This window comes from Archangium sp., from assembly GCF_045802675.1.
Taxonomy (GTDB): Bacteria; Myxococcota; Myxococcia; order Myxococcales; family Myxococcaceae; genus Archangium.
Genome location: NZ_JBJMQO010000040.1, coordinates 97,273 through 123,918, shown reverse-complemented (window position 1 = coordinate 123,918; position 26,646 = coordinate 97,273). Strand labels below are relative to the sequence as shown.

Sequence of the window (26,646 nt, the reverse complement as noted above, 5' to 3'; positions counted from 1 at the left end):
GGGGAGAGCTGGTCAGTGGGAAGGAAGACGGTGCTCAGTCTCCCCGGAGCGCCGTCAGCCGGGAAGCGGCCTCGGCGCGAATCTCCGGGGACGGGTCCCTGTCCCGCGCGAGCTCGAGCAGCAGGGGCGCCAGCTTCGGCAGCTTCGTCCCCACCGAGCGCAGGGCCTCGCGGCGCTCGGACACCGCGCTCTCCAGGCGCTCGCGGACCGCGTCGTCTCCGCACGTGCGCGCCCCGGGCGTCTTCTCGCGCAGCACCAGCTCCGCGTCCGACAGCCGCGCCTCCGCCAGCTTCAGCGCGTCCGCCGCCGTCACCGCGAAGCCGTCCAGGTCCTCGGGGAACTCGGTGTTCGCCTTCCGGGCCCGGGCGATGACCTCCGACGCATAGCGCGCGCCCTGCAACGCCGCGCACAGCTGCCTCGCCGCCGCCAACGGCACGCCGCCCTCGGGGGAGATGGACTCCTCGCGCGCCACCCGCAGCGCCCACAGCGACAGCTGCCTCGCCGCCACCGCCGCCGAGAAGGTCTGACGGCGCTCCTCGCGGATCTGCACCCAGCGCCGCAGCACCACCGGATCCGGCTCCTCCGGCTCGAAGGCCCGCTGGTACTCGGGGGCCGCCTCGCCCATCCGGCCCGACAGGTCGAGCAGCACCGCCATCGTCAGGTACAGCTCCGGGCTGCCCGCCTTCTCGCGCAGCGACTCCAGCCGCACCGCCACCTCGTGGTCCGCCACCGGCCCGGGCAGCGCGCGCAGCACCGTCTGGAGGCTCTCCAGCGCCCGTTGCCGCACGAGCGGGTTGCGTCCCGAGCGGAACGCCTCGAGCAGCGGATCCAGCACCTTCACCGACACGTGCTGACCCAGCTCATCCGCCGCCTGCCACCGGTCCATCGGGTCCGGCGCCAGCAGCGCGCGCTTCAGGTCGTCAATGTCCCGCAGGTAGTGCCCCACCTGCGCGGACTGCACGAGCGGCTCACGGCTCTCCAGTGCCGCGCGCTCGGCTCGGGCCCGGGCCAGCCGCGCCGGGAAGTCCTTCAGCTTCGCCCCCAGCGGATGCCCCACCACGCGCGCCTCGGCCTCGTCCACCAGGCCCGACACGAGCAGCCCCTCCACCTCCAGCGCCAGCAGCCGCTCCTTGGCCTGCTCCCGGTAGCGCCCCGCCGGGAAGTCCCGCAGGTACGCGAGCAGCTGCGAGGCCCCCGCCGTCTCCGCCCGCGTGAAGCTCTCGTCGTCCAGCCGCGACTCCACCTCCAGCCGGCGCGGATCATCCGGCGCCTCGCGCAGGTACTCGCGCAGCTGCTCCGTGTCCTTCGTCGTGGCCAGCTCCTTCAGCTCCGCTTCCTTCAGCAGCCGCTGCGCCTCCTCGCGCTGCGCCCCGTCCGGATGATCCTTCAGGAACTGCCGCAGCGCCGCCGCCGTGCCCGCCTCCTTCGCCGCGTTGAAGCGCAGGCCCTCCAGCAGCGCCCGGGCCGCCCTCGCCTTCGGCGCCTCCGGGTGCGCCTCCAGGAAACGCTTGTAGGCCACCACCGTGTGCAGCTTCGAGGCCTCCTCGAACTCCAGCTCCTCGATGCGCACCTCGATGGCCTCGGCCTCGTCGCCCACCGGGTACTCACGCAGGAAGGCCCGGTAGGCCTCCAGCGTGTCCGCGTCCCGCGCCCGCTGGTACGCCCGGGGCGCACCACAGCCGGTCAGCAACAACACCAGGGAGAGGGCTCGGAGCTCGCGCATCGCCCCAGCATTACCACCACGCCCGAGGGTGAAAAACCCATGCCTCCTCGTCCGCCTGTCTGGGTGGTTTTTTTGACTACACCCCTCGTCCGCCCGACCATCCCCGCCGTGGACTCGCTACAGGGAGGTCGCGACATGAGGCTGTGCGTACTGCTCGCGGGGCTGGTGGTGATGACGGGTTGTGCCACCGGCATGCCCCTGGGCGGACACGTCATCGCCTCCAGCTACCGCTACAGCCCGCTGACGCCCGTGGCCGCGCCTCGCGAGTCCCTGAGCGTCGCCGCCCCCTCGCCTGCCCCCCGTCAGCAGGTGCGCCCTCCCCCGCCCGCCGGTAACCGGGAGGACGTGCTCGCCGCCGCGCGAGGGCTCGTGGGCAGCAGCAAGGTGCGGCTCGCCGGGCGCACCTGGCCGGATGACTGCACCGGCTTCGTCGAGGCCGTGTACGCCAGGGCCGGGGTCTCCTTCCGCGGCTCCGGCGTGGCCGGGGACAACGGCGTCACCGCGATGTACCGCTACGCCCGCTCGCACGGCCGCGTGTACACGAAGGGCCAGCCGAAGCCGGGAGATCTGGTGTTCTTCCGCGAGACGTACGACCAGAACCGCGACGGCCGGCGCAATGACGGGCTCACCCACGTGGGGGTGGTGGATGAGGTCGAGAGCGATGGCACCGTGGTCGTCATCCACCGCGTCAAGCGCGGCGTGGTGCGCTACCGGATGAACCTCGCGAAGCCGGGCATCCGGCGCGATCCCCGCACCGGCGAGGTGCTCAACGACATGCTGCGCGCGCCCGGGGCCGGGAAGATGCCCGTGCTCACCGGGCAGCTCTTCGCCTCCTACGGCTCGGTGCTGCCCGAGGCCAGGCCCACCGCCGTGGCCCGGAGATAGACCCCGGCGGTGAGGGCGGGAGCCATGGCTCGTCCGCACGGCCCCCCTCCCGCCCATCGAGCCCCACCCGGACTCTTCCCTTTGCGCGCCCCCCGGCGGGAGGTATGCAGCGGTGGAATGAAGGACGCCGAGAGAACCCAGATCCCCCCGGCCGCCGCGCCGCCCACCGACTTGTCACTGGACGAGGTGCGCCGCTGCACGAACCTCCTCGAGGCGATGGCCAAGGACCGCATCCTGCTGGCCAATCTCCCCGAGTCGGAGCGGATCGCGCTCCTGACCGCCGCTGGCGGCGTGGTGCACCCGGATCGCGACACGAAGACACGGCTCGCGAAGGCGCTGAGGCGCGAGAAGAAGAAGACGAAGCGCGAGCACGACCGCGTCGTACGTGCCACGACCGAGATCCGCTCCCTGCGCCGTGCCGCCGTGTTCACGGTGCCGCAGCTTCCGCCGCCGCCCCCCTCGGAGGCTTCGGAGGGGCCGGAGCGGATCCTCGAGGTCCCGCGCAGGTGCTACGTCTGCAAGGCGGAGTACCGGAAGCTGCACTTCTTCTACGACTCGATGTGCGGCGAGTGCGCGGACTTCAACTACGCGAAGCGGACCCAGCGGGCGCCGCTGTCCGGGAAGGTCGCGCTGATCACCGGCGCGCGCGTGAAGATCGGCTATCAGGCGTCGCTGATGTTGCTGCGCTCGGGCGCGCGGGTGATCGCGACCACGCGCTTCCCCAAGGACGCGGCGCAGCGCTACGTGCAAGAGCCGGACTTCGCGGCGTGGTCGCACCGGCTGCACATCCATGGGCTCGACCTGCGGCATGCCCCCAGCGTCGAGCTCTTCGCGCGGCACATCGAGCAGACGCACCACCGGCTGGACATCCTCATCAACAACGCGGCGCAGACCGTGCGCCGTCCGCCCGGCTTCTACGCGCACCTGCTGGAGGGCGAGCTGCGCCGCTTCGACGAGCTCCCCGCGCAACTGCGCCCGCTGCTCGCCGGCCACGAGGAGTGCGTCGCGGCGGTGCACCCCGCCCTCGGTGAGGGGGGCGTCGAGGCCTCGACGCTCGTGCCCACGTGGCGCAGCGGAGATCCCGCGCTCGGCATCCACTCGTCCGCCGCGCTCTCGCTGATCCCCTACGCCCTCGAGCAGGAGGGCGACACGCGCACCCTCTTCCCCGAGGGACGGCTGGACGCGGATCTGCAGCAGGTGGATCTGCGGCAGATGAACTCCTGGCGGATGAAGCTCGCGGACGTCCCGACGGCCGAGATGCTGGAGGTCCACCTGGTGAACGCCGTGGCCCCGTTCATCCTCTGCGGGAAGCTCAAGCCGCTGATGATGCGCGACCGCTCCGAGCCCGGCCACATCGTGAACGTCTCCGCGATGGAGGGGAGCTTCTCGCGCGGGACGAAGACGGACAAGCATCCGCACACGAACATGGCGAAGGCCGCGCTGAACATGATGACGCTGACCTCCGCGCCCGACTACGCGAAGGACGGCATCTACATGAACGCGGCGGATACCGGCTGGGTCACCGATGAGGATCCGGCCATGCACGCCGAGCGCAAGCAGCAGGAGCTCGACTTCCAGCCGCCGCTGGACATCGTCGACGGCGCGGCGCGCGTGGTGGATCCGGTCATGTCCTCGGTCAATACCGGCCAGTACGTGTGGGGCAACTTCTTCAAGGACTACCGCCACACGCAGTGGTGACGCCCGGCTACAGGAGAAACGCCGGGTCGAACTCGTCCACGCGAATCGGGAGCAGGCGCGGCAGCGGACGCTGGAAGACGCGGGCGTTCAGCTCGAGATCGATGATCTCCAGCCCGGACGGGACGAGCTCGCGGAAGCGCTGGCTCATGTACTCGCGCAACCCGAGCACCGCCACCTGCCGCTTCTCCTCGAGCAGCAAGCGCAGGGCGTCCGCGAAGTCGGCCCCGTCGTGGCTGGCGAGCCCCACCGCGGCCTTGGGGCGCTGGGTGCGGATGGCCTCCAGCAGCTTGAGGATGCCCAGGTCCACCACCTTCTGGTCGGGCCGGCCGTAGAGCAGCGCCACCTCGCAGCCCGCGGTCTTCAGGGCGCGCACGAAGCCGAGCATCACATCCGGCAGCTGCTCGCCCCGGGCGTTGAGCACCACGATGCAACGCACCGGAGCCGGGAAGTGGGTCTCACAGAAGGCCACCAGGCGATCGAACTGCATCCGGTCCTGGGGCTCGGGCTTGCGGCCCACGACATTGGACACGGCCCAATCGACGTTCTCCGCGTCGATGAGCACGTAGGAAGCTGCGGGAGGGCGTACGGGAAGCATGGCCGGGGAGGATACCCGGGGAGGGCTCGAACGGCTCCCTCCGATTCACATGCCCCCGCCCCCGAGCCCCCCTTACGACGAGGACGGAACCCGCGCCGTCCGGTCCCAGGCGGCCCGCTGCGTGTTGCGCAGGAACCGCCAGAAGCCCACCACGATGGCCAGGTTCATCGTCACGAAGTAGTAGGCCACCGAGGCCACCCGCCGCGCCGGGCCCTTGAGCAGGCCCTGCTTCCCCAGGAACGCCAGCCCGTAGAAGAGCACCTGCCCCGCCAACGTCAGCCGGTACAGCGGGCTGTGCAGCAGGAAGAGGTTCGTCACGAACGCCAGGGCCATCAGCGCCGGCGCGCACCAGCGCAGCAGCTTGTGCGACCAGAACGCGAACGCCGGGAAGCCCGACAGCGGCGAGAGCAGCCCCGGCACCATCCGCAGGCTCTGGAAGTTGCCCGCCGCGATGCGCGCCCGCCGCCCGAACTCCTTGCCGTAGTCCTCCGTCGTCTCCTCGTGCGCCACCGCCTCGGGCTCGTAGACGACCTTGTAGCCCTTCTCGAGGATGCGCAGCGGAATCACGAAGTCATCGACGATCGTCGACGGCGGCAGCGCGTTGAAGAGCGAGCGGCGGATGGCATACAGCCCTCCGTTCGCCCCCACCACCGCCCCGCGCTTGCCCTCGTAGAACTTGATGAGCGATTCGTAGGTCCAGTACGTGCTCTCCTCGTACTCGGCCTTCGTCGGGTTGTAGAGCCGCAGCTGGCCGCACACCGCCCCCACCTCGGGGTCCTCGAAGTGGCGCACCAGCCGCTTCACCGCCTCCGGCTCGATCATCGTGTTCGCGTCCGAGAGCAGGACGATGTCGCCCCTGGCCATCGGGATGCACCGGTTGAGCACCGACGTCTTCCCGCCACGAGGCGCCGCCGACAGCTTCACCCGCTCGTCCGTGCAGCGCAGCACCCGCTCGTCCGTGCCGTCCGACGAGCCGTCCGAGCCAATGAGCACCTCGAAGCGCCCCGCCGGATAGTCCAACGCCAGACTGTTGCGCAGCTTCTCCTCGATGCAGCTCGCCTCGTTGTAGGCGGCCACCACCAGGCTCACCCGGGGCTGCTCGCCCGGCTGCTCGCCCTTGCGGCGGCTCGCCCCCGAGCGCATGTAGCGCACGTTGTGCAGCACCTGGGCGACCCCATCCAGGGCGAACAACATCACCGGGTATAGAAAGTACGTGTGCACCAGCAGCACCGCGGCACACCAGAACACCAGCTCCCCCATCACCCCTGCCTCCCCGACCCTAGAGATCCGTTCACGCGGAGCACTCGCGATCAGACGGCAAGCAAGGCACGTACCGGCGCCCGGAACCGGCACTGCCCTCGGGGGCTGGAGTGCAAGGCACCCACCGCCCGCGGGAAGCAGGAACTTTTTTCCTCCCGGTGGGTAACCCCGGGGCCCCCCGGGTCAGGGCGCGGGCGCGGTGGTGGCCGTGGACTCGGAGGGAGCCGGCGCGGGGCTGGCGTCACCGCCCTCGGGCGCGGGGGCCTCGGGGGTGGGCTCCACCGGCCCGGGCGTGGGAGCCTGGGGGAGCTCCTTGGGCTCGTCCGCCTGGTCCGCCAGCTCCTGGGCGTACGCATGGAGCAGCCGGGCCAGCTCGTGCTTGGGATTGAGGGTGATGACGGTGTCCAGCAGCGACTGCGCCTGGGCCGGCGGCTCCTTGCGCATCAGCGCGATGCGAGCCCCCAGCACGTAGGGGCGCAGGTAGGCCTTGTCCGTCTCGCGCATCCCCTCCAGCCCGGTGACGGCCTGGGTGATGTGCGGCGCCTCGGGCGTGGCGTAGTGGAGGACGTACTCGGCCATGGTGAGCGTGCTCCAGTCGCCCTGCCCCGCCTGCGCCAGCTGCACGACCATGTTGAGCGCGTCCCCACCCAGCACGGCGTTGAGCAGGGCCCGGCCCCGGAGGCGCGCCAGGGCGGCCTCCTTCGACTCCTTCTCGGGCGCCGACTCCAGCTGCTTCATCACCTGCACGGCGTCCTTCGAGAGCGCCTTGGCGCGCTCCTCGAGTGGCGTGAGCTGGGTGCGCAGGGCGTTCAGCTCCTCGCGCATGGTGTTGACGCGGCTGAGCCAGTCGGCCGGCGCCTTGGCCTGCGTGAGGCGGGTGATGCGCGACTGCAGCGCCTCCATCCGCGCCTGGAGCGTGCGCACCCGGGCCTGGGTGTCGTCCAGGTGCATGGCGAGGGCGACGCCCAGCTCCACGAGGAGCTCGACGCTCTGGGGATGGGCGGTCGACAGAGACCGCAGGCGCGAGAGGGCCTCCTCCTTCGAGCCCGCGTCGTCGCGCCGCAACAGCGCCACCGCCTCGTCCCGGGTCACGCGCGCGTCGTGCGACAGGGCGTCGGACTTCGACAGCCAGGCCGGCGAGGTCAGGAACGCCGTCAGGGCGAGCACGAGCACGCCGCCCGCGATGAACAGGCCCCGGCCCTTGCGGCCCGGCTCCGGGCGCCTGTCGCGGCCGGACTTGTTGTTGACGTCGATGGAGCCATCGAGCAGCTCCGTGGGCAGCTCGAGCGGCTTGGTCAGGCCCGGCCCGGACGGCCCCGGCGAGGGCGGACGGTCCTCGGAGGACGACTCCTCCGCCATCAGCTCCGCCAGCGGGCGGTTGAGTTGGTCCAGGACCTCGTCGGGGAGCTCGATGGGCGTGGTCGCCGCGACTCCCATCATCGGCTCGGACGGGGAGGACGGGGCCAGGCCCACGAGGAGCGGCTCCGGGAGGGTGGTGGCCCGGGGCGTCATCCCCGGCGGCTGCGCGGGCGCCGGACCCGTGGCCGGCTTCGCGGGCGGCGTCCCCTGGGGAGCGCCGGTCTGGGCGAGCGGAGCCTCACCGAACAGCTGCGTCGGGGACAGGGACGGCTGCGGCACCGCGCCGAACACCTGCGTCGTCTGGGGCGCGGGCGTGGCCGCCGGAGGCCTGGCACCGGGAGCGGCCTGTTTCGCCGCCGGGGAGCCCACGGGCGGCGTGCCCGTCGCGGCGGGAGGCCTGGCCGGCTGGGGCGGCTGCGTCACCGCGCCGAACACCTGCGTCGTCTGGGGCGCGGGCGTGCCCGCCGGAGGCTTCGCCGCGGGCGGAGGCCGGGGACCCGCGGGAGGCTTGGGGACCGGCACCGCGCCGAACACCTGCGTCGTATGGGCGGACGGCGGAGTGCCCGCCGGAGCGGGCTGGGGCCTGGGAGCCACCGGCGCCACGGGAGGCACGGCCGGCGGCCCCTGCGTCACCGCGCCGAACACCTGCGTCGTATGGGGCGCGGGGGTGCCCGCCGGAGCCTTGGCCGCGGGCTTCGCCACGGGGGCCATGGGGGCGATGGAGGGGACCTGCGGCACCGGCACGCCGAACGCCTGCGTCGCCCCGAGGCCCGGCTGCGGGCCCGTCTTCCCCGGGCCACCGTAGGGCATCGTGGCCTTCAGGTTGGGGTTGGGCGGGAGGCTCGGCTTGGGCGCGGGACGAGGCGAGGCCGACGGGGCCTCCGGAGCGGCGATGAAGACGTGACGGCAGCGGGTGCACTGCACCGGGACACCCCCAGACGGCACGAACTGGGGGTCGAGCGCGTACTGCATCGAGCACTGGGGGCAGGCGATCTCCACACCCAGTGCTTACCACACGGCTCGGGGCCCTGGCGCCTACCGTAGCTCGGTTGTCGCCTGGAGGGTCTCCAACCGGGCGGTACCGACCCCGGGCACGGAGGCCACCTCCTCCCAGGCGTGGAACCGGCCGCGGGCCTCGCGTGTTTCAACGAGCCGGCGAGCGAGCGAGGGCCCCACTCCGGGCACCCGGGCGAGCTCGCCCTCGGACACGGTGTTGAGGTCCAGCTTCTGCCCCAGCATCAGTCGCTGGGGGGCGGAGGGCGCGGCGCCCTCGCCACACACCGCGACCCCGTCCACCACCCGCACCGCGCCGGGCTCACAGTCCAGCGCGGGGGCGGAGTCCGGCCAGCGGCCGCGAGCCACCACCCCCAGGCCCAACAGCCCGAGCGAGGCCACCGCGAGCGCGCCGGTCCGGTTCACGCCTCAGCCCGCCGTGGGAGCCTTGTCCAGCCCGAACGCGGTGTGCAGCGCCCGGACGGCCAGCTCCGTGTACTTCGAGCCGATGAGGCAGGAGACCTTGATCTCCGACGTGGAGATGAGCTGGATGTTGATGCCCTCGGCCGCGAGCACCTGGAACATCTTCGCCGCCACGCCCGAGTGGTTGCGCATGCCCACGCCCACGATGGAGACCTTGGCCACGTCGCCGTCCGTCTCCACGCCGCCGGCCTTGATCTCCTGGGCCACGCGCTCGACGAGCTCCTTCGCCTTGACCAGGTCCATCTTGCCCACCGTGAAGGACAGGTCCGTGCGGCCGTCCTTGGAGGCCGTCTGGACGATCAGGTCCACCACGATGTTCTGCGCGTCGAGCGCCCCGAAGATCTTCGCGGCCACACCCGGCACGTCCGGCACGCCATTGATGGCGATCTTCGCCTCGTTCTTGTCGTAGGCGATGCCGCTGACAACCACATTCTCCATCGACTTGTCCTCCTCACACACCAGGGTGCCGGGATCGTCCGAGAAGGACGACTTCACCCAGAGCGGCACCTTGTACTTCATCGCGAACTCGACCGAGCGGATCTGCAGCACCTTGGCGCCCAGGCTGGCCAGGTCCAGCATCTCCTCGTACGAGATGCGGTCCAGCTTGCGCGCCGCGGGGCACACGTTGGGGTCGGTCGTGTAGACGCCGTCCACGTCCGTGTAGATCTCACAGGCATCGGCCTTGAGCGCCGCGGCCAGGGCCACCGCCGTGGTGTCCGAGCCGCCGCGGCCCAGCGTGGTGACGTTGCCCTGCTCGTCCTGGCCCTGGAAGCCGGCCACCACCACGATGTGCTTCTGTTTGAGCGCCTCGACGATCTTCTCCGCGTCGATGCGTTTGATGCGGGCCTTGGAGAAGATGCTGTCGGTGACGATCTGCACCTGGTAACCGAGGAAGCTGGTCGCCAGGCCTCCCTGCGCCTGGATGGCCATGGCCACGAGGCCGATGGACACCTGCTCGCCGGTTGCGACCACCACGTCCTGCTCCCGCTCGCTCGGCCGGTCGGTGATCTGGGAGACGAGTTTGAGGAGGCGGTTGGTCTCGCCGGACATCGCGGACACCACCACCACCACGTCGTTCCCAGCGGCCTGGGCCGCGATGCAGCGGCGGGCCACGTTCTTCATGCGGTCGGTATCTCCGACCGACGTGCCGCCGTACTTCTGGACGATCAATGCCACGTTGGCTGGTTCCTCCTGGAACGGCGCGTCACACTAGAGAGGTGACCCCCGGCTGTCAAAAGCTCCCGGGGCCGTCCTGGAGGCAGGCGAAACGGACGGGCTGCGGAGCGCCGCGTGTTGGGATATAGGCTGCGCCCCTCGGCAGGCCCGCCGCACCCGTAGCTCCCGGAGCCCGACATGTACCGCCCCCGCCTTTTGATTGATGGAGACACCCTCCGCCTCGAGGAGATCCTGCAGGTTGCCCACAACGAGGTGACCGTGGAGCTCTCGCCGGAGGCCGAGACCTGCGTCCGGGCCTCGCGCGAGCTGGTGGACCGGGTGGCGGCGGGGGATGCCCCCTCCTACGGCATCAACACCGGCTTCGGCACCCTGTCCGAGGTGCGCATCGACAAGAAGGACCTGCGCGAGCTGCAGCGCAACCTCATCCTCTCGCACGCGGCCGGCGTGGGCACGCCCATGAGCCTGCCCGAGGCGCGCGCCCTGCTGCTCTTGCGCTGCAACGTGCTCGCCAAGGGGTACTCGGGCATCCGTCTGGAGACGCTGAAGCTGGCGCTGGACATGCTCAACAAGGACGTGGTGCCGGTGGTGCCCGAGCGCGGCAGCGTGGGCGCCTCGGGAGACCTGGCGCCGCTGGCGCACCTGGCGCTCGTCTTCATTGGCGAGGGCGAGGCCTTCTTCCAGGGCCAGCGGATGCCGGCGCGCTCGGCGCGGGAGCGGGCGGGCCTTCCGCCCGTGGTGCTGGAGGCCAAGGAGGGCCTGGCGCTCGTCAACGGCACCCAGGCGATGTGCGCGGTGGGCACGCTGCTGCAGCTGCGCGCCGAGATGCTCTCCCAGGTGGCGGACATCGCCGGCTCCATGACGCTGGAGGGCCTGCTGGGCAGCCACAAGCCCTTCATCCCCGAGATTCACGACGTGCGCCCCCACGAGGGCCAGAAGGCCGTGGCCGCGCACCTGCGCCGGCTGCTGGCGGGAAGCGATCTGGTGGAGACGCACGTCAACTGCAGCAAGGTGCAGGACCCGTACTCGCTGCGCTGCATGCCCCAGGTGCACGGCGCGGCGCGCGAGGGCCTGTCCTTCGCCCGGCGCATCCTCGAGGTGGAGGTGAACAGCGCCACGGACAACCCGCTCGTCTTCGTGGACACGGGCCGCATCGTCTCGGGCGGCAACTTCCACGGGCAGCCCATCTCGCTGGCCATGGACGTGACGGCGATGGCGCTCACCCAGCTGTCCTCCATCAGCGAGCGGCGCGTGGAGCAGCTCGTCAACCCGGCGCTGTCCAACCTGCCGCCGTTCCTGGCGAAGAACTCGGGCCTCAACTCGGGCTTCATGATCGCCCAGGTGACGAGCGCCGCGCTGGTGGCCGAGTCGCGCGTGCTGTGCCACCCGGCCTCGGTGGACTCCATCCCCTCCTCCGCCGGCCGCGAGGACCACGTGTCCATGGGCATGACGGCGGCGCTCAAGGGCCGGCAGGTGGCGGACTTCACCCGCACGTGCCTCGCGATTGAGTTGCTGGTGGCGAGCCAGGCGCTGGACTTCCGGCTGCCGGTGAGGGCGGGCCGCGGGCCTCGCGCCGCGCACGATCTGGTGCGCAGCCGCGTGCCCACCATGGAGAAGGACCGGGAGCTCCACCGCGACATCGAGGCCGTCTGCCAGCTCATCGACTCCGGCGAGCTGATGCGGGCGGTGCGCGCCGCCACGGCGTAGCCGCGCGACGGGGCTGGAGGCGGCGGGAATCGAACCTGCCGCCTGGCACTCCTTGAGCCCGTGGCGCTGGCGCGTCGCCGTCACGACTCGTCGGTGACCTTCTCCATCCACTCGACGGACTTGCCATCGAGCTGCTCCTGGATGGCGAGGTGGGTCATCGCGGTGGTGGGCCCCTGGCGGCCGCCTTTCCGGGGTCAGTCTGGGCCCATACAGGGGCGCGGCCGCGGAGGGCTCACCCCGCCAGGTCCGGCGCGCTGGTGTCCTCCGGGAGCGCTGCTGCCGGCTCGGTGACCCTGCGCCGGCCGAACACGCGCTGCACCACCACGAAGAACAGGGGCACGAAGAAGATGCCGAGCAGCGTGCCCACCATCATGCCGCCGAGCACCCCCGTGCCGATGGTCCGCTGCGCGCCCGAGCCCGCGCCGGTGGCCACCGCCAGCGGCAGCACGCCGAGCCCGAAGGCCAGAGAGGTCATCAGGATGGGCCGCAGGCGCGCACGCACCGCGGCCAGCGTGGCCTCCGTCAGCTCCATCCCCTTCTCGAGGTTCTCCTTCGCGAACTCGACGATGAGGATGGCGTTCTTGCTCGACAGGCCCACCGTGGTCAGCAGCGCCACCTGGAAGTAGATGTCGCGCTCCATCCCCCGCATCGCGCTCGCCAGCACCGTGCCGAGGATGCCCAGCGGCGCCACCATCAGCACCGCCGTCGGGATGGTCCAGCTCTCGTACATGGCCGCCAGGCAGAGGAACACGATGAGCAGCGAGAGCGTGTAGAGCAGCGGCGTCTGGGCACCCGCCGCGCGCTCCTGGTACGACTGCCCCGTCCACTCGAGCCCCACGCCCCGCGGCAGCTGCGCCACCAGCCGCTCCACTTCCGCCATGGCGTCACCGGAGCTCACGCCCGGGGCCGCCTCGCCCATGATCTGCATCGCCGGCACGCCGTTGTAGCGCTCGAGCCGGGGCGAGCCGAACCCCCACCGCGTGCTCGCGAAGCTCGCGAACGGCACCATCTCTCCCTGCCGGTTGCGCACCGACCAGCGCTGGAAGTCCTCGGGGACCATCCGGAACGGCGCGTCCGCCTGGAGGAACACGCGCTTGACGCGGCCACGGTCGATGAAGTCGTCGATGTACTGGCCGCCCCACGCCGTGGAGAGGGTGGCGTTGATGTCCGCCATGGACAGCCCGAGCGCGCCGGCCTTCGCCACGTCCACGTCGACGCGGAACTGCGGCGTGTCGTCCTGGCCATTCGGGCGCACGTTGGCGAGCAGCGGGCTCTGCGCCGCGGCGCCGAGGAACTGGTTGCGGGCCGCGGTGAGCGCCTCGTGGCCCAGGCCGAGGTTGTCCTTGAGGTAGAAGACAAAGCCCGCCGAGGTGCCGAGCTCGGGCATCGCCGGGGGCGGGAACGCGAAGGCGAGCGCGTCCTTGATCTGGCTCAGCGCCCCCATGGCCCGCCCGGCCACCGCATTGACGCCGAGCTCGGGGGACTTCCGCTCGGACCAGTCCTTGAGGTTGATGAACGCGATGCCGCTGTTCTGCCCGCTGCCGCCGAAGCTGAAGCCCTGCACGCTGAACAGCGAGTCCACGGTGGCCTTCTCGTCCTCGAGGAAGTGCCGCTCCATCCGCTCGATGACCTTCATGGTGCGCTCCTGCGTCGCGCCCACCGGCGTCTGCACCATGGAGAAGAGGAAGCCCTGGTCCTCCGAGGGCAGGAAGGAGGTCGGCAGCCGCGCGAACAGCACCCCCATCAGCACCCCCATGGCGGCGAAGGCGAGCATGAAGCGCCGGCTCCGCGAGAGGATGCCCCGCACCGCCCCCTGGTAGCGGGCGTTGCCCCGGTCGAAGTGGCGGTTGAACCAGCCGAAGAACCCGGTGCCGGACGCGTGGTGCCCCTTGGCGATGGGCTCGAGCATGGTCGCGCACAGCGCTGGCGTCAGCACCACCGCGACCAGCACCGAGAGCGCCATGGAGGCCACGATGGTCACCGAGAACTGCCGGTAGATGACGCCGGTCACGCCCCCGAGGAACGCCATGGGCACGAACACCGCCGAGAGCACCAGGCCGATGCCGACCAGCGCGCCGGTGATCTGGTCCATGGACCTCCGCGTGGCCTCGACGGGCGAGAGGCCCTCCTCGCTCATCAGGCGCTCCACGTTCTCCACCACCACGATGGCGTCGTCCACGAGCAGGCCGATGGCGAGCACCATGGCGAACATGGTCAGCATGTTGACCGAGTAGCCCAGCGCCGAGAGCACCCCGAACGTGCCGAGCAGCACCACCGGCACCGCGATGGTCGGGATGAGTGTTGCGCGAAAGTTCTGCAGGAACAGGTACATCACCAGGAACACGAGGAGGATGGCCTCGAGCAGCGTCGTGACCACGCCCTTGATGGCCACGCGCACGAACGGCGTGGTGTCGAAGGGGGTCACCGCCTCGAGGCCCTTGGGGAACGACGGCTCGAGTTCCTTCAGCGCCGCGACCACTCCCTGCGCGGTGCTCAGCGCGTTCGCCCCCGTGGCGAGCGACACCGCGATGCCCGTCGCGGGCTTGCCGTTGTAGCGGCTGATGACGCTGTAGTCCTCCGAGCCGAGCTCCACCCGCGCCACGTCACCGAGCCGCAGCGCCGAGCCGTCCGGGTTGCCTCGCAGGATGATGTCGCGGAACTGCTCCGGCGTCTGGAGGCGATCCTGGGCGGTGATGGCCGCATTGAGCTGCTGGCCCGGGACGGCGGGCGTGCCGCCCAGCTGGCCCACCACCACCTGCTGGTTCTGGGCGCGGATGGCGAGGGTGACGTCCCCCGGCGTGAGCCGGTAGGTGGCGAGCTTGTTCGGGTCCAGCCAGATGCGCATCGCGTACTTCGCGCCGAACACCTGGGTGCTGCCGACGCCGGGGACACGCGCAATGGGGTCCACCATGTTCGCGGCGACGTAGTCCTGGATGTCGTCGCCCCCCATGCTGCCGTCCTCGGACACGAAGCCCACCACCATCAGGAAGCCCGAGCTCGCCTTGGTGACGCCGAGGCCCTGCTGCTGCACCACCTGCGGCAGCGAGGGCGTGGCGAGCTGCAGCTTGTTCTGCACCTGCACCTGGGCGATGTCCGGGTCGGTGCCGTGCTGGAACGTCAGCGTGAGGGTGGCGAGCCCGTTCGACTCGCTCGTCGCGGACATGTAGAGGAGCCCGTCCAGCCCCTTCATGTTCTGCTCGATGACCTGCGTCACCGAGTCCTCCACCGCCTTCGCGGAGGCCCCGGGGTAGACGGCGGTGATGGTCACCGTGGGCGGCGCGATGGCCGGGTACTGGGAGATGGGCAGCCGCGCGATGGAGAGCGCGCCCGCGAGCATGATGATGATCGCCAGGACCCAGGCGAAGATGGGGCGGTCGATGAAGAAGCGTGCCATGGGTGGCTCCGATCAGTGCTGGGACGAGGCGGGCACCGTCAGGGTCCCGGCCCCGGCCTCGGGTGCGGCCTCCGTCACCTCCACCTGGGCTCCGGGCTGGACCTTCTGCAGGCCCTCGACGATGACCCGGTCCCCCGCGACCAGACCCTCCTCGACCAGCCACCGGTCCCCCACCGTCTGGCTGACCTTGACCACCCGCGCCTCCACCTTGCCGTCCTTCCCCACCACCAGGGCGGTGGCGTGGCCCTTGGGATCGCGGGCCACGCCCTGCTGGGGCACGAGCAGTCCCTGCTCGCGCACGCCGTTGCCGATCCGCGCGCGCACGTACATGCCCGGGAGCAGGACGTGGTCGGGGTTGGGCACGAGCACGCGCAGCCCGAAGGTGCCGGTGCTCGGGTCCACGCTGACGTCGGAGAAGGTCAGCTTGCCGGCATGTGCGTAGCGGCTGCCGTCCTCGAGCAGGAGGGTCACCGGCGTGCCGTCAGCGGTCTCGAGCCTGCCCGCCGCCACCTCCTTGCGCAGTCGCAGCAGCTCCCCGCTGGACTGGGTGAGGTCCACGTAGACCGAGTCGAGCTGCTGCACCGAGGTGAGCGCCTGGGGCTGGTTCGCGGTCACCAGCGCCCCCTGGGTGACGGACGAGCGGCCGATCCGGCCGGAGATGGGCGACACGATGCGGGCGTAGTCGAGCATCACGCTCGCGCGCTGCAGCGCGGCCAGCGCGGCCTTCACGTCCGCCTCGGCCTGCTGGAGGGCGACCACCGCCCGGTCGTGGTCCTGCGGGCTGACCACCGCGTGCTCCGCGAGCTCCGTGGAGCGCCTGGCGTTCAGCTCCGCCGCGGACAGGGTGGCCTTCGCGCGGTCGAGCGCGGCCTGCGCGCTGAGGTGGTCCGCGCGGTAGGCCGCGTCACTCAGCTGGTAGAGTGGCTGGCCCGCCTTGATCAGGCTGCCCTCGGTGAAGAGCCGGCGCTCGATGATGCCGTTGACCTGGGGGCGCACCTCCGCCACCAGGAACGCGCTGGTGCGGCCAGGCAGCTCGCGCGTCAGCAGGACCGATTCCGACTTCAGGGTGACCACCGTGACGGGGACCGCGCCGGGCGCCTCGGGCGGTGCGGCCCCCTGGCTGCACGCAAGCACGAGCACGGCGGCGGAAAGGAAGCCAGGCAGCGCCGGACGGGACGGGCGCGGGGGCGACGACATGGAGACCTCGAGGAAGGAGCGATGGGGGCTCACCTTCGGGGGAGGCGAGCAGGTCGGGGGGCTCAGTAAGGGCCGGGTTTGACCCTATACACCGCACCCCATGACTCGGGCGCGTCCAATTTCTGACGGCCGCGTTTCCGGCGTCGGGACGGGCCGGGGCTCCTCCGCTTCGCTGCCCTGCTGGGAGCCGTGGCGTATGGCCCAGGATCGAGTGCCGCCTCTGGCGGTTGTAGAAGACCTCGAGGTACTCGAAGAGCGCCGCCCTCCCCTACTTCAGCTCGCGCTGCAGCTTCGCCAGCAGGTTGAGCGCCTCCAGCGGCGTCGTCTCCTCCAGCTTCACCGCCCGCAGCAGCTCCAGCGCCTTCTGGTGGCTCGGCTCTAGCTTCGGCCCGGGCTCGGCCACCCCGCCGAACAGCCCCAGTTGCCCCGGCGACGGCGCCCGCCCGCCCCTTCGCGCCAGCCTCGGCCTCCCGCTGTCGTCGAACTCGCCCGACTCGAGGTTCTGCAGAATGTCCCTCGCCCGCGTCACCACCTCGGGCGGCAGGCCCGCGAGCCTCGCCACTTCAATGCCATACGAGCGGTTGGCCCCTCCCGGCACCAGCTTGCGCAGGAAGAGCACCTTGCCGCCCTGCTCCCGCACCGCGACGCACATGTTCCTCACCCGCGTCTTCTCCCGCGAGAGGTCCACCAGCTCGTGGTAGTGCGTGGCGAACAGCGTGCGCGCCCCCACCTTGTCGTGGATGTGCTCGGCCACCGCCCAGGCGATGGACAGGCCGTCGTACGTGGACGTGCCTCGTCCAATCTCATCCAGCACCACCAGGCTGCGCCGCGTGGCGTGGTGCAAAATGTGGCTCGTCTCCGTCATCTCCACCATGAAGGTGGACTGCCCTCGCGCCAGGTTGTCCGCCGCCCCCACGCGCGTGAAAATCCTGTCGCACAATCCCAGACGCACCACGCTCGCCGGCACGAAGCTGCCCGCCTGCGCCATCAGCACCGTGAGCGCCACCTGCCGCATGACGGTGCTCTTGCCTGCCATGTTCGGGCCGGTGATGACGAGAACCTGCGCGTCCTCCGAGTCCATCTTCACGTCATTGGGAACGAAGGCCTCGCCCGCTCCCAGCATGCGCTCGACCACCGGGTGGCGCCCGCCGGTAATGGCCAGCACCTCGGACTCGTCCACCAGGGGCCGCACGTAGCCGTACTCGGCCGCGCACCGCGCGAAGGACAGCAGCGCGTCCGCCGTGGCCACCGCCTCCGCCGCCGAGCGCAGCCGCGGCGCCTCCTTCACCACCTGGGCCCGCAGCTGCTCGAAGAGCTCCAGCTCCAGCGTGCTGCGCCGCTCCTCGGCCGTCAGCACCTTCTCCTCGTACTCCTTGAGCTCCGGGGTGATGAAGCGCTCGGCGCCCACCATCGTCTGCTTGCGGATGTAGTCCGAGGGCACCAGGTGCAGGTTCGACTTCGTCACCTCCAGGTAGTACCCGAATATCTTGTTGTAACGAATCTTCAGCGAGTTGATGCCCGTGCGCTCCCGCTCGCGCATTTCAATCTTGAGCAGGAAGTCCTTGCCGGAGGTGGACAGCTCCACCAGCTTGTCCAGCTCGGCGTGGAAGCCCGGGCGGATGAAGCCGCCTTCCTTGAGGCTGGTGGGCGGCTCGTCCACCACCGCGGTGAGCAGCAATTGCGTCAGCTCCGGCAGCGCGCCGAGCGGCCCGGCCAGGGATTTGAGCAACATGGCCTCGCACCGCGCGAGCACACTCCCCAGCTTCGGCAGCTGCGCCAGCGACAGCGCCAGGGCCCTCAAGTCCCGCGCGTTGCCCGCGCCCAGCGACAGCCGGCCGCACAGCCGCTCGATGTCCCCCACCTCCTTGAGGAGGGTGGTCAGCTCCTCGCGCCACACGCTGCGCTGGGACAGCTCCTCCACCGCGTCCAGGCGGGCGTTGATCTCCGGCAGCGAGCACAGGGGCGCGGCGAGCCACCGGGCCAGCTTGCGCGCTCCCAGGCCCGTGGCCGTCCTGTCCAGCACGCCCAGCAGCGAGCCCTTGCGTCCCCCGTCCCGCAGGGTGCGCAGCACCTCGAGGTTGGAGCGCGAGGCCTCGTCCATGAGGAGGTGGCCGCCGCGCTGCTGGCGGCTGAGCCGGTCCACGTGGGCGGCGGGCGTCTTCTGGGTGTCCTTGAGGTAGCGCAGCGCCGCGCCGGCGGCCCCGGTGGCCAGGGGCGCGTCCTCCAGCCCGAAGGCCTCCAGCGACTGCACCGCGAAGTGGTTGCGCAGGTAGAGCGAGGCCCTCGCGGGCTCGAAGGCGGCCTTCTCCAGCTCCGCCACCGCCGGGGGCCGGCCCAGCCGCGACACCAGGGCGGCCGTGTCCGGCGAGTCCTTCTCCCCCTCGGGCACCAGCAGCTCGCGCGGCTCCACGCGGGCCAGCGCCTCCACCAGCTCCTGCGTCGTCTCCGCCTCCAGGCTGAAGAACTCGCCCGTGGAGGCCTCCAGCAGCGCCGCGCCGAAGCCCTGCGCCCCCGGGTACACCGCGGCCAGGAAGTTGCTCGCCCTCGGCTCCAGCGACTCCTCGTCCAGCACCATGCCGGGGGTGATGACGCGCGTCACCTCGCGCTTGACGATGCCGGGGCCGCTGCCCGCCTCCTCCACCTGCTCGCAGATGGCCACCTTCAGCCCGTGCTCCACCAGCTTCGCGATGTGCCGGCGCGCCGAGTGGTACGGCACCCCGGCCATGGGCACCTTCTCCGCGTTCTTCGCCCGCGCCGTCAGCGTCAGGCCGAGCAGCTCCGAGGCGCGCACCGCGTCCTCGAAGAACATCTCGTAGAAGTCCCCGAGCCGGAAGAAGAGGATGGCGTCCGGGTTGAGCGCCTTCGTCTCGAGGTACTGCCGCATCATCGGGGTGAGCGAGCCGATCTCCCGCGCCGCGGCCGGCTCTCCCGGCGCTTCCACCGGTGCCTCGGCCTCGTCCCCGTGTCCCTTGCCTGCCTTCGCTTGCGTCGCGCCCATCGCCGCCCCTTGTGTCATGCGTCCGGTCCTGGATCAACAGGACACGTGACTTCCCCAGTCCACCCGTCCGTTCCTACTCCTCCGATGGCTAGCACACCCGCCTGACATGCGGCCCTGACGGGTGGGGCAAATCGGGTGCGGCCCCTCCGAAAACGGTGGCTGGGGAGCAGCCAGGAGGGCAACCTTTCGCGCGCCATGGAGACCCGCACCGTCCGTTCCGTTCCCCGGCTCTTCCGGGCCGCCGTCGCCCCCGTGCAGGCCTTCTTCCAGCTCGAGGCCAGCAGCGGCATCCTCCTGGCGCTGTGCGCCGTGGCGGCCATGGGGTGGGCCAACTCGCCCTGGGCGGACACCTACACGGGCCTCTTCGACGCGCCGCTGGCGCTCGGGCTGGGGAGCGCCCTCTTCCACTTCACCGTGCGTGAATTCATCAACGACGGGTTGATGACGATCTTCTTCTTCCTGGTGGGGATGGAGATCAAGCGCGAGCTGGCGGCCGGGGAGCTGCGCACCCTGTCCAAGGCGCTGCTGCCGCTCATCGCGGCGGTGGGCGGCATGGTGGTGCCGGCGGCCCTCTACGCGGCGCTCAACGCGGGCACGCCGGCGCTCAAGGGGTGGGCCATCCCCATGGCCACGGACATCGCCTTCGCCATCGGGTGCCTCACGCTGCTCAAGGGGCGGGTGAGCCACGGGCTGGTGGTGTTCCTCACCGCGCTGGCCATCTTCGACGACATCGGCGGCATCCTCGTCATCGCCCTGTTCTACGGCACGGGGCTGCACGGGGAGTGGCTGCTGGCGGCGCTGGGCGTCACCCTGCTGCTGGCGGCCTGCAACCGCTACTACGTGCGCAACGGCGTGGTGTACGCGGTGCTGGCCGGGGCGCTCTGGTACTCCATGCACCACGGCGGCGTGCACGCCACCATCGCGGGCGTGGTGGTGGGAATGCTCATCCCCGCCCGGCCCACGCGCCGCGGCCGGGACGTGCTGGAGGAGCTCCACGGCTTCATCGGCCAGCTGCTGCGCGAGCCCGAGGACGAGGCGGTGCGCACCAGCCAGCTGCTGCACATCGAGGAGCAGCTGGAGGACATCGAGCCGCCGCTCACCCGCTTCGTGCACCTGTGGCACGGGTGGTCGGCGTACGGAATCGTCCCGCTGTTCGCGCTGGCCAACTCGGGCATCTCCGTGAAGGGGATGCACCTGACGGAGCTGCTGCTCCCGCTGCCGCTGGGGGTGATGCTCGGGCTCTTCGTGGGCAAGCAGGTGGGCGTCTTCCTCTTCACCTGGGTGGCGGTGAAGCTGAAGCTGGCGGAGATGCCGGGACGGGCGAGCACCGCGCAGCTGCACGGGGTGGCGGTGGTGGCGGGCATCGGCTTCACGGTGGCGCTGTTCGTGGCGGGGCTGGCCTTCGCCGCCGAGCCGGTGCTGCTGGCCGAGGCGAAGCTGGGCATCCTGCTGGGCTCGCTGCTGTCGGCGGTGGTGGGCTACCTGTTGTTGCGTTTTGGACCCGGGCCCCGGCCCCGGACGGAGCCGGCCACGCGGAACGCCACCGGGACGGCGTGAGGCGGACGCCGCGGTGATTCTTGGGGTTTGCGGGCGGGGCGGGCCCGTGGAAAGGTGCCGGCCACCGTGCTCCTCCAGGATTTGAACCGCGTCCGGCAGATTGGGGTCATCGCAGCGCGCCACGGCTTCGGCGAGTGGCTCGAGCGTGCGGGGGTGTGGCGTCTGCTCGGGCGGCGCGAGAAGGTGGAGGTGTCGCCCGAGGCCAAGCGCGCCTCCACCGCGCGCCGCTTCCGGATGCTGCTCAACGACCTGGGCCCCACCTTCGTGAAGCTGGGGCAGATCCTCTCCACGCGCGCGGACCTGCTGCCGGCCGAGTTCATCGAGGAGCTCGCCACGCTGCAGGATCAGGTGGAGCCGATTCCGCTCGAGAACGTGTACGCGCGGATCCGCGAGTCGCTGGGCCGCGAGGTGAACGAGCTCTTCAAGGAGGTGGACCCTCAGCCGCTGGCGGCGGCGTCGATCGCCCAGGTGCACCGGGCGGTGACGCTGGAGGGGGACGAGGTGGTGGTGAAGGTGCAGCGGCCGGGCATTTCCGAGCGGATCGACTCGGACCTGGTGGTGCTGCGCTCGCTGGCGAAGCTGCTGGAGGCGGTGGTGGAGGAGACGGGCATCTACACGCCCACCGGCATCATCGACGAGTTCGACCGGGCCATCCACGAGGAGCTGGACTTCGTGCACGAGGCCTCGAACATCCGGGCGTTCCTGGAGAACCACCGCAACCGGCCGTACATGAAGATTCCGAAGGTGTACGCCGAGCTCAGCAGCCGCACGGTGCTGACGATGGAGTTCATCCGGGGGGTGAAGATCAGCCAGGCGGAGCTGTCGATGGAGGACCGGCGGGAGGTGGCGGGCCACATCATGGACGCGAGCTTCCGGCAGCTCTTCGAGGACGGGCTGTTCCATGGAGACCCGCACCCGGGGAACATCCTGGTGCTGGAGGGGAACCGGCTGGCGCTGCTGGACTTCGGGGTGGTGGGCCGGCTGCCGCGCGCCATGCAGGAGACGCTGGTGATGCTGGTGCTGGCGGTGGCGCTGAAGGACAGCGACTCGGTGGCGCGGATTCTGTACCGGGTGGGCGTGCCGGACGCGCGGGCGAACCTGGTGGGCTTCCGCAACGACATCGAAGGGCTGCTCGGGCAGCACCTGCCGGCGACGCTGGGCGAGGTGGACGCGCGCAGCCTGATGCGCGACCTGTTGGACCTGGCGGTGAAGTACCGCATCCGGATTCCGAAGGAGTACGCGCTGCTGAGCCGGGCGTCGGTGTCCACCGAGGGCATGATGCGCAGCCTGTACCCGGAGCTGAACATCCTCGAGGTGGCGATGCCGTACGCCAAGGAGCTGCTGGCGGACCGGTATGATCCGAGTCAGTTGCAGGGCGGGTTGATGAGGACGCTCTTGCGCTTCCAATCGCTGGCGGCGGATCTGCCCACGCAGCTGTCGCAGATATTGCTGGACCTGGAGTCGGGGAAGTTCAGCGTGACGGTGCGGGCCGAGCAGTTCGACAAGCTGAACGAGAGCCTGAGGAGCGCGGCGATCGTGATGTTCCTGGGGCTGTGCGCCTGCGGGTTCATCGTGGGGGCGTTCATCTCGTTCGCGCAGACGCAGTGGCAGTACCACGGGGTGCCGGTGCTGGGGATGATGGGCGTGGCGCTGTCGGCGGCGCTCTTCGGGGCGAGCTTCACCTGGTACCTGTTCGGCAAGCGCTTCGGGAAGGTGAGCGTGAGCCGGTGGCTGGGGAAGAAGCCGCGGCGGTAATCCCACCCTGAAGGGTGGCCCGGTGGGGTGACTCCCCAGGTGGTCCTTCAAAGGCACGGCGGGCTCTGGTTGAAATGGAGCGTCCCCTCCTCTTCGGGGCTCGACCATGCTCACCCTCCCGCGCTTCTATTCGACCTCCACCACGGCCCACCTCGAAACCCGGGCGAGGCAGCTCGGCATGCGCCTGGGCATCGTCTACGGCGAGGGCGACCGCTGTGATCGCTACTTCATCGTCTCGGTGAACGGAAAGAAGCTCGAGCGCATGGTACCGCTCGGTTGGACCGGACCCGAGGCCGAGGAAGGCCTCGTGCAGTACGCGCGGGACATGCACGCGTCCAAGTGAGCCGTCGGACGCGCACCGCACCGGATTTCAGCCCCGGTGCCGCTCGGCCACGCGATAGAGCTGGGTGAGGGAGTAGTCCAGCAGCGCTTGGCACGAGCGCATGTAGTGGTGGGCCCGGGCAAAGGGAAACCACACGCGATTGCCTACGAGCACCTGTGCTTCCATGAGCTTCTGGCGCGGAATCCACCTGCCGCCCAGGTTGCGCACCAGCACTTCGCCCAGGTACGCGCCAATGGCGGGCACCGCGTGCTCGTCGATAGCTTCCCGCATGCGGCTCGTCGGGAATTCCTCGCGCCAGAAGTAGAAGTCGGCGTCCGTGAGCGACTCGGGCGTCGCCTCGAAGACGGAGGGAACCTCGGTGTGCAGCAGTGCCACGAGGTGCTCGGCGAGGGTGCCGTAATGCTCGCAAGCACGTTCCTGGTCCTCTACGTCCGGAGGCAGGGCGGAGTCGGCGGGGCGCCACTCCTCGGGCTCTGGCGGTCGCCAAGCGTTGAGTTCGGCAATCCTCCGCTGGCGCTCATGACTGGCGGCGCGGTCCACCACACGAGAGAGGAGCGGTGCCAGATCCTGGGGGAGGCGGGGCTCCACAGGGGCGAGCGCGGCGCTGCGCTCCTGCAAGGTGCGCAGCACGGTGTCGAAATCGAGGTCCGGTCGGAGGTGGGCGTGGGCGCGGGCTTGCGCGAGCCGTGCCTCCTTGCTCGCGAAATCCGCCACGGTGGGCCACGTCACCAGGAGGACGGAGCCGTTGGGCAACTCCTCCACACGGTGGGCTGGAGTGGACAGCATGCGCTCGCGGCCCACGGTCTCCACCAGTTTGGGGCCGAAGACGTTGAGCCAGCACACTTCATAGATTTTGTCGAAACCGTCTCTGCGTCGAGTCTTGTCGTCGCGGCCAAAGTCGGGGAAGCCCGCCAACTCCATGTCGTCACCGCTGTGGGCTACGGCATGGGGAACCGGGTAGCGTGAGGCCCAGGCACGCACCATGTCTACGAGTCTCCTGCAGCGCTCCGCCTCCGAGAAAAAGGACAGCGGCTTCACGCGCATAAAGACATCCAGTTCTGGCGGCAGAGGTGGGAACCTGAGTCCGAGCGACATATCCAACGCAGGCCACTTCGTGCGATAAAACCCGCTGTGGGTATACCGTTCGCTACTCCGCTCCTCCAGGGCCGTTAAGAGGGCTGCGCGGGAGTACTTCCGCTTTCGCTTGCCACTAACGACGTCCGGCATCCACTCGCCCGCGCAATTTTCAAGCGCTTGGAGAAGGGGCGCTAGCTCACCTTCCCGATCCGCGTTCGGATTGAAAGCACCCGTGAAGGTAATCAGGAGGCTGTCCTCTTCCCCCAAGTCGGCAAACTCCAGCACCTTCATTGGAACGACACCTCCACCCCCGGAACTGCATCTGCGGCTGCGTCCACGGCTGCTTTCAAAATATTTGCTTTCGTTGGCTTGAGTTCGCCCCCCTCGTAGATGAGACGTACCCTCGGAACCTGCACCTCACTGCCCCCCGGAAGAAGGGACTGGAGGGAGGTTCGGCGGATGTCCAGCCTCTCACCGTAATGTCTCAGTGCCTCGCTCGCGTCCTCAATGATTTGCGCCGTCAAAGCGTCTCTCCCTAGCCCCGAGAGGTCGCGGCTCTTGAAGCTGAACGTCTCCACGCGCCGTGGCCGCCCGCCGAGCTCGCCCTCTTCGATGACGAGCATATCCGCATAGCGCAGGCCGAGGCCCGGCTTCCTCACGCCCACCTGAGTTTCAATGCGGGGCTTGTCGAAGTCCCCTAGGAAGCGGCGCTGCGCGCGGGGCAGTTGCGCGTCGGCCTCCAGCAGCATCACCATGGTGCGCTCGAAGGCCAAACCCCGAGCGAACCACCCCCGCATCTGCTCGTAGGCCTCCCACCGCAGGGGGCCCTCGGCGGCTGTGCCCTGCGTCACCTCGCCGAGGCGCTTCTCGTAGTAGTCGACGTACTCGCGCCAGCGTGGGTTTCCCCGGGCCTCGGACGGCGGGGCATCGAGGGAGGGACGCTGCTTCTCCAGCACACGCACGTCCCTGGACAGGCGCGAGCCCGAGGACTCGAGCTCCGCCGCCGCGAGTCTTGCTTGCACCACCTCGCGCGTGTGGCCGACTCCCTCGTCCACCAGTGAGGCCAGACCGCCAGGGCGCTCCACGCCGCGTGCCTCGTAGGAGCCCGTGGCCCCGGGTCTGACCCGGGACAGCAGCGGCCTCGCCCTGGCCACATCTCCCCGGGCCTCGTACAGCGCCATCGCGGCGTCCGGCCCGCCCACGGCAACGAAGCGGCCCGCCTCCCGGCTGGCCTGGAGGTACCGGGCCAGCTCCCGCAGACCGCCCACACCCAGACGCCCTTCCAAGCGCCGCGCTGTATCCTCGAGGGCCCGTAGGCGCAACTCCATCACCATACCCGGTCCCGGTGAACCTCGGGCCTCGGCGAGGTAGCGCACGCCCTTGCCACCCACGTAGAGGGCCACCAGCAGTGCCGCGGGCGCCAGCTCGCGCGTGGCCTGCTCGTACCTACCCTGCGCCAGCGCGTACGCCCCATGGCCCGTCCCGGCCAGCAGGTCGTAGAAGCCCAGGGGCACGCCGAAGGTGAGGTGGTCGAAGCTCCCCAGCGCCACGTTGCCCGCCGAGAAGTGCTGCTCCACGCCCCTCTTCTCCGCCTCGTCGAGGGCCTCCTGGTAGTCCGGCGGCAGCCCGCCTGGTATGGCGGAGAAGTCGAGTCCTGTCGCTCCGTCGCTCAGCGGAGAGCTGGAGAGCGCGTCGCGGCCAGCTCGGGCGAGGCCTCGGCCCAGGTCTCTCATTTCGAAGTCCCGGTCCGGACGGGCCGTGGGTTTCAGGCCCCTCTTCTCCAACGCGGACTGGAAGGCGGGCAGGAGCGCGAGCATTTCCTCGAGCCGCTTGTCCTGGGCCAACAGGTAGAGAATCTCTCTCAGGTCATCGTCATGGGCCGAGTCGACGATGTAGAGAGAAAACACCTGGGCTCTGGCAGCCCCGTATCGCTCGGTGGCATCCACGAGGAAGGAGACGCGCTTGCGATTGAGGAGGCGGGCGGCCTCCTCGCGCGGTGGCCCCTGCGCACCGAGCCGCACGGCGCGCCAGTCATCCAACACCTCCACCAGCCGGGGCATGTCCACGCGCTCCTGCAGCGCGAGGAATTCCGCGGGCGAGTTGCAGGTGAGAAAGGGAGCGAGGAGTGCCTCCCTATCTCCGGAGGAGAAGTCGGGCCAGCCCGGAGGCACGGCCTCACCTCCGCAGGTGGCGGGGCCCTGGGTGACACGCCCCGCGCTGGCCACTGCGAGAGCGGAGAGTGCCCCAAATGGGGGCGTACTGGCCGCCGTCTGTCGCAACGTCGTGCGGGCGCGCGGGCCCTCGGAGTCGCTCCCGCCGGATTGCGGAGCCAGCGTGACGCAGCCGCTCGTCAGCAGCGCGGCCGCCAGCAGCATCCGCAATGTGGAAGCCATCCGCCTCTCCAATGGAAGGGCCCTCATGCTAACAGGCCCTTCCCTTCCTCCCACCT

General features: G+C 70.4%; 17 protein-coding genes. 6 read left to right on the top strand and 11 right to left on the bottom strand.

Annotated elements, in window-relative coordinates; genetic code table 11:
* Window positions 1–34: 34 nt before the first annotated feature.
* Window positions 35–1,723 (bottom strand): HEAT repeat domain-containing protein, encoded by a 1,689-nt coding sequence (locus ACJ8AN_RS12125; protein ID WP_407755456.1) that lies wholly within the window; start codon window positions 1,721–1,723, stop codon window positions 35–37.
* 135 nt (window positions 1,724–1,858) lie between these two features.
* Between ACJ8AN_RS12125 and ACJ8AN_RS12120 the strand changes: the two genes are divergently transcribed.
* Both ACJ8AN_RS12120 and ACJ8AN_RS12115 read left to right on the top strand, forming a co-directional pair.
* Window positions 1,859–2,608 carry a CHAP domain-containing protein gene (locus ACJ8AN_RS12120; protein WP_407755455.1) on the top strand — a complete coding sequence of 250 codons (750 nt, stop codon included), beginning with the start codon at window positions 1,859–1,861 and terminating at the stop codon, window positions 2,606–2,608.
* A gap of 117 nt (window positions 2,609–2,725) precedes the next feature.
* Window positions 2,726–4,306: an SDR family NAD(P)-dependent oxidoreductase gene (locus ACJ8AN_RS12115; RefSeq protein WP_407755454.1), complete on the top strand. Its 1,581-nt coding sequence runs from the start codon at window positions 2,726–2,728 to the stop codon at window positions 4,304–4,306.
* 7 nt (window positions 4,307–4,313) lie between these two features.
* Here the strand turns inward: ACJ8AN_RS12115 and ACJ8AN_RS12110 are convergent, their stop codons facing one another.
* The 5 genes from ACJ8AN_RS12110 to ACJ8AN_RS12090 all read right to left on the bottom strand — a co-directional run bounded on the left by ACJ8AN_RS12110 (window position 4,314) and on the right by ACJ8AN_RS12090 (window position 10,172).
* Window positions 4,314–4,901: an NYN domain-containing protein gene (locus ACJ8AN_RS12110; protein ID WP_407755453.1), complete on the bottom strand. Its 588-nt coding sequence runs from the start codon at window positions 4,899–4,901 to the stop codon at window positions 4,314–4,316.
* 72 nt (window positions 4,902–4,973) lie between these two features.
* Window positions 4,974–6,161 (bottom strand): glycosyltransferase family 2 protein, encoded by a 1,188-nt coding sequence (locus ACJ8AN_RS12105; RefSeq protein ID WP_407755452.1) that lies wholly within the window; start codon window positions 6,159–6,161, stop codon window positions 4,974–4,976.
* A 183-nt stretch (window positions 6,162–6,344) separates the two neighbouring features.
* Complete coding sequence (locus tag ACJ8AN_RS12100; RefSeq protein ID WP_407755451.1) at window positions 6,345–8,519, bottom strand: zinc-ribbon domain-containing protein; 2,175 nt, start codon at window positions 8,517–8,519, stop codon at window positions 6,345–6,347.
* A 36-nt stretch (window positions 8,520–8,555) separates the two neighbouring features.
* The gene (locus ACJ8AN_RS12095) at window positions 8,556–8,939 is read right to left on the bottom strand and encodes a ComEA family DNA-binding protein (RefSeq protein WP_407755450.1); all 384 of its coding nucleotides are present in this window, start codon (window positions 8,937–8,939) and stop codon (window positions 8,556–8,558) included.
* A 3-nt stretch (window positions 8,940–8,942) separates the two neighbouring features.
* Complete coding sequence (locus ACJ8AN_RS12090; RefSeq protein ID WP_407755449.1) at window positions 8,943–10,172, bottom strand: aspartate kinase; 1,230 nt, start codon at window positions 10,170–10,172, stop codon at window positions 8,943–8,945.
* A gap of 177 nt (window positions 10,173–10,349) precedes the next feature.
* On the opposite strand from ACJ8AN_RS12090, the gene hutH reads away from it, so the two are divergent.
* Window positions 10,350–11,876, top strand: a complete 1,527-nt coding sequence (gene hutH, locus ACJ8AN_RS12085; protein WP_407755448.1) for a histidine ammonia-lyase — start codon at window positions 10,350–10,352, stop codon at window positions 11,874–11,876.
* Window positions 11,877–12,108: 232 nt separating this feature from the next.
* On the opposite strand, the gene ACJ8AN_RS12080 is transcribed toward hutH, so the two are convergent.
* The 3 genes from ACJ8AN_RS12080 to mutS form a co-directional block, all read right to left on the bottom strand.
* A complete protein-coding gene (locus ACJ8AN_RS12080; RefSeq protein ID WP_407755447.1) occupies window positions 12,109–15,270 on the bottom strand; it encodes an efflux RND transporter permease subunit in 3,162 nt (1,053 codons plus the stop codon).
* A 12-nt stretch (window positions 15,271–15,282) separates the two neighbouring features.
* Window positions 15,283–16,467, bottom strand: a complete 1,185-nt coding sequence (locus ACJ8AN_RS12075; protein WP_407755446.1) for an efflux RND transporter periplasmic adaptor subunit — start codon at window positions 16,465–16,467, stop codon at window positions 15,283–15,285.
* Between the two features lie 268 nt (window positions 16,468–16,735).
* Window positions 16,736–19,354, bottom strand: coding sequence for a DNA mismatch repair protein MutS (gene mutS / locus ACJ8AN_RS12070; RefSeq protein WP_407755476.1), 2,619 nt, complete (start codon window positions 19,352–19,354; stop codon window positions 16,736–16,738).
* A 306-nt stretch (window positions 19,355–19,660) separates the two neighbouring features.
* Here mutS and nhaA point away from each other — a divergent pair, with 306 nt between their 5' ends.
* From nhaA to ACJ8AN_RS12055, 3 genes are all read left to right on the top strand, one after another.
* Entirely contained in the window at window positions 19,661–21,022 is a 1,362-nt protein-coding gene (gene nhaA, locus ACJ8AN_RS12065; RefSeq protein ID WP_407755445.1) for a Na+/H+ antiporter NhaA, read from the top strand.
* Window positions 21,023–21,088: 66 nt separating this feature from the next.
* Window positions 21,089–22,777: an ABC1 kinase family protein gene (locus tag ACJ8AN_RS12060; protein WP_407755444.1), complete on the top strand. Its 1,689-nt coding sequence runs from the start codon at window positions 21,089–21,091 to the stop codon at window positions 22,775–22,777.
* A 106-nt stretch (window positions 22,778–22,883) separates the two neighbouring features.
* Window positions 22,884–23,120 (top strand): hypothetical protein, encoded by a 237-nt coding sequence (locus ACJ8AN_RS12055; protein ID WP_407755443.1) that lies wholly within the window; start codon window positions 22,884–22,886, stop codon window positions 23,118–23,120.
* Between the two features lie 27 nt (window positions 23,121–23,147).
* Here ACJ8AN_RS12055 and ACJ8AN_RS12050 read toward each other — a convergent pair whose 3' ends face one another.
* Both ACJ8AN_RS12050 and ACJ8AN_RS12045 read right to left on the bottom strand, forming a co-directional pair.
* Window positions 23,148–24,488 (bottom strand): hypothetical protein, encoded by a 1,341-nt coding sequence (locus tag ACJ8AN_RS12050; RefSeq protein WP_407755442.1) that lies wholly within the window; start codon window positions 24,486–24,488, stop codon window positions 23,148–23,150.
* Window positions 24,485–26,590 carry a hypothetical protein gene (locus ACJ8AN_RS12045; protein ID WP_407755441.1) on the bottom strand — a complete coding sequence of 702 codons (2,106 nt, stop codon included), beginning with the start codon at window positions 26,588–26,590 and terminating at the stop codon, window positions 24,485–24,487. Before ACJ8AN_RS12045 ends, ACJ8AN_RS12050 begins: the two co-directional genes overlap by 4 nt.
* Window positions 26,591–26,646 lie beyond the last annotated feature (56 nt).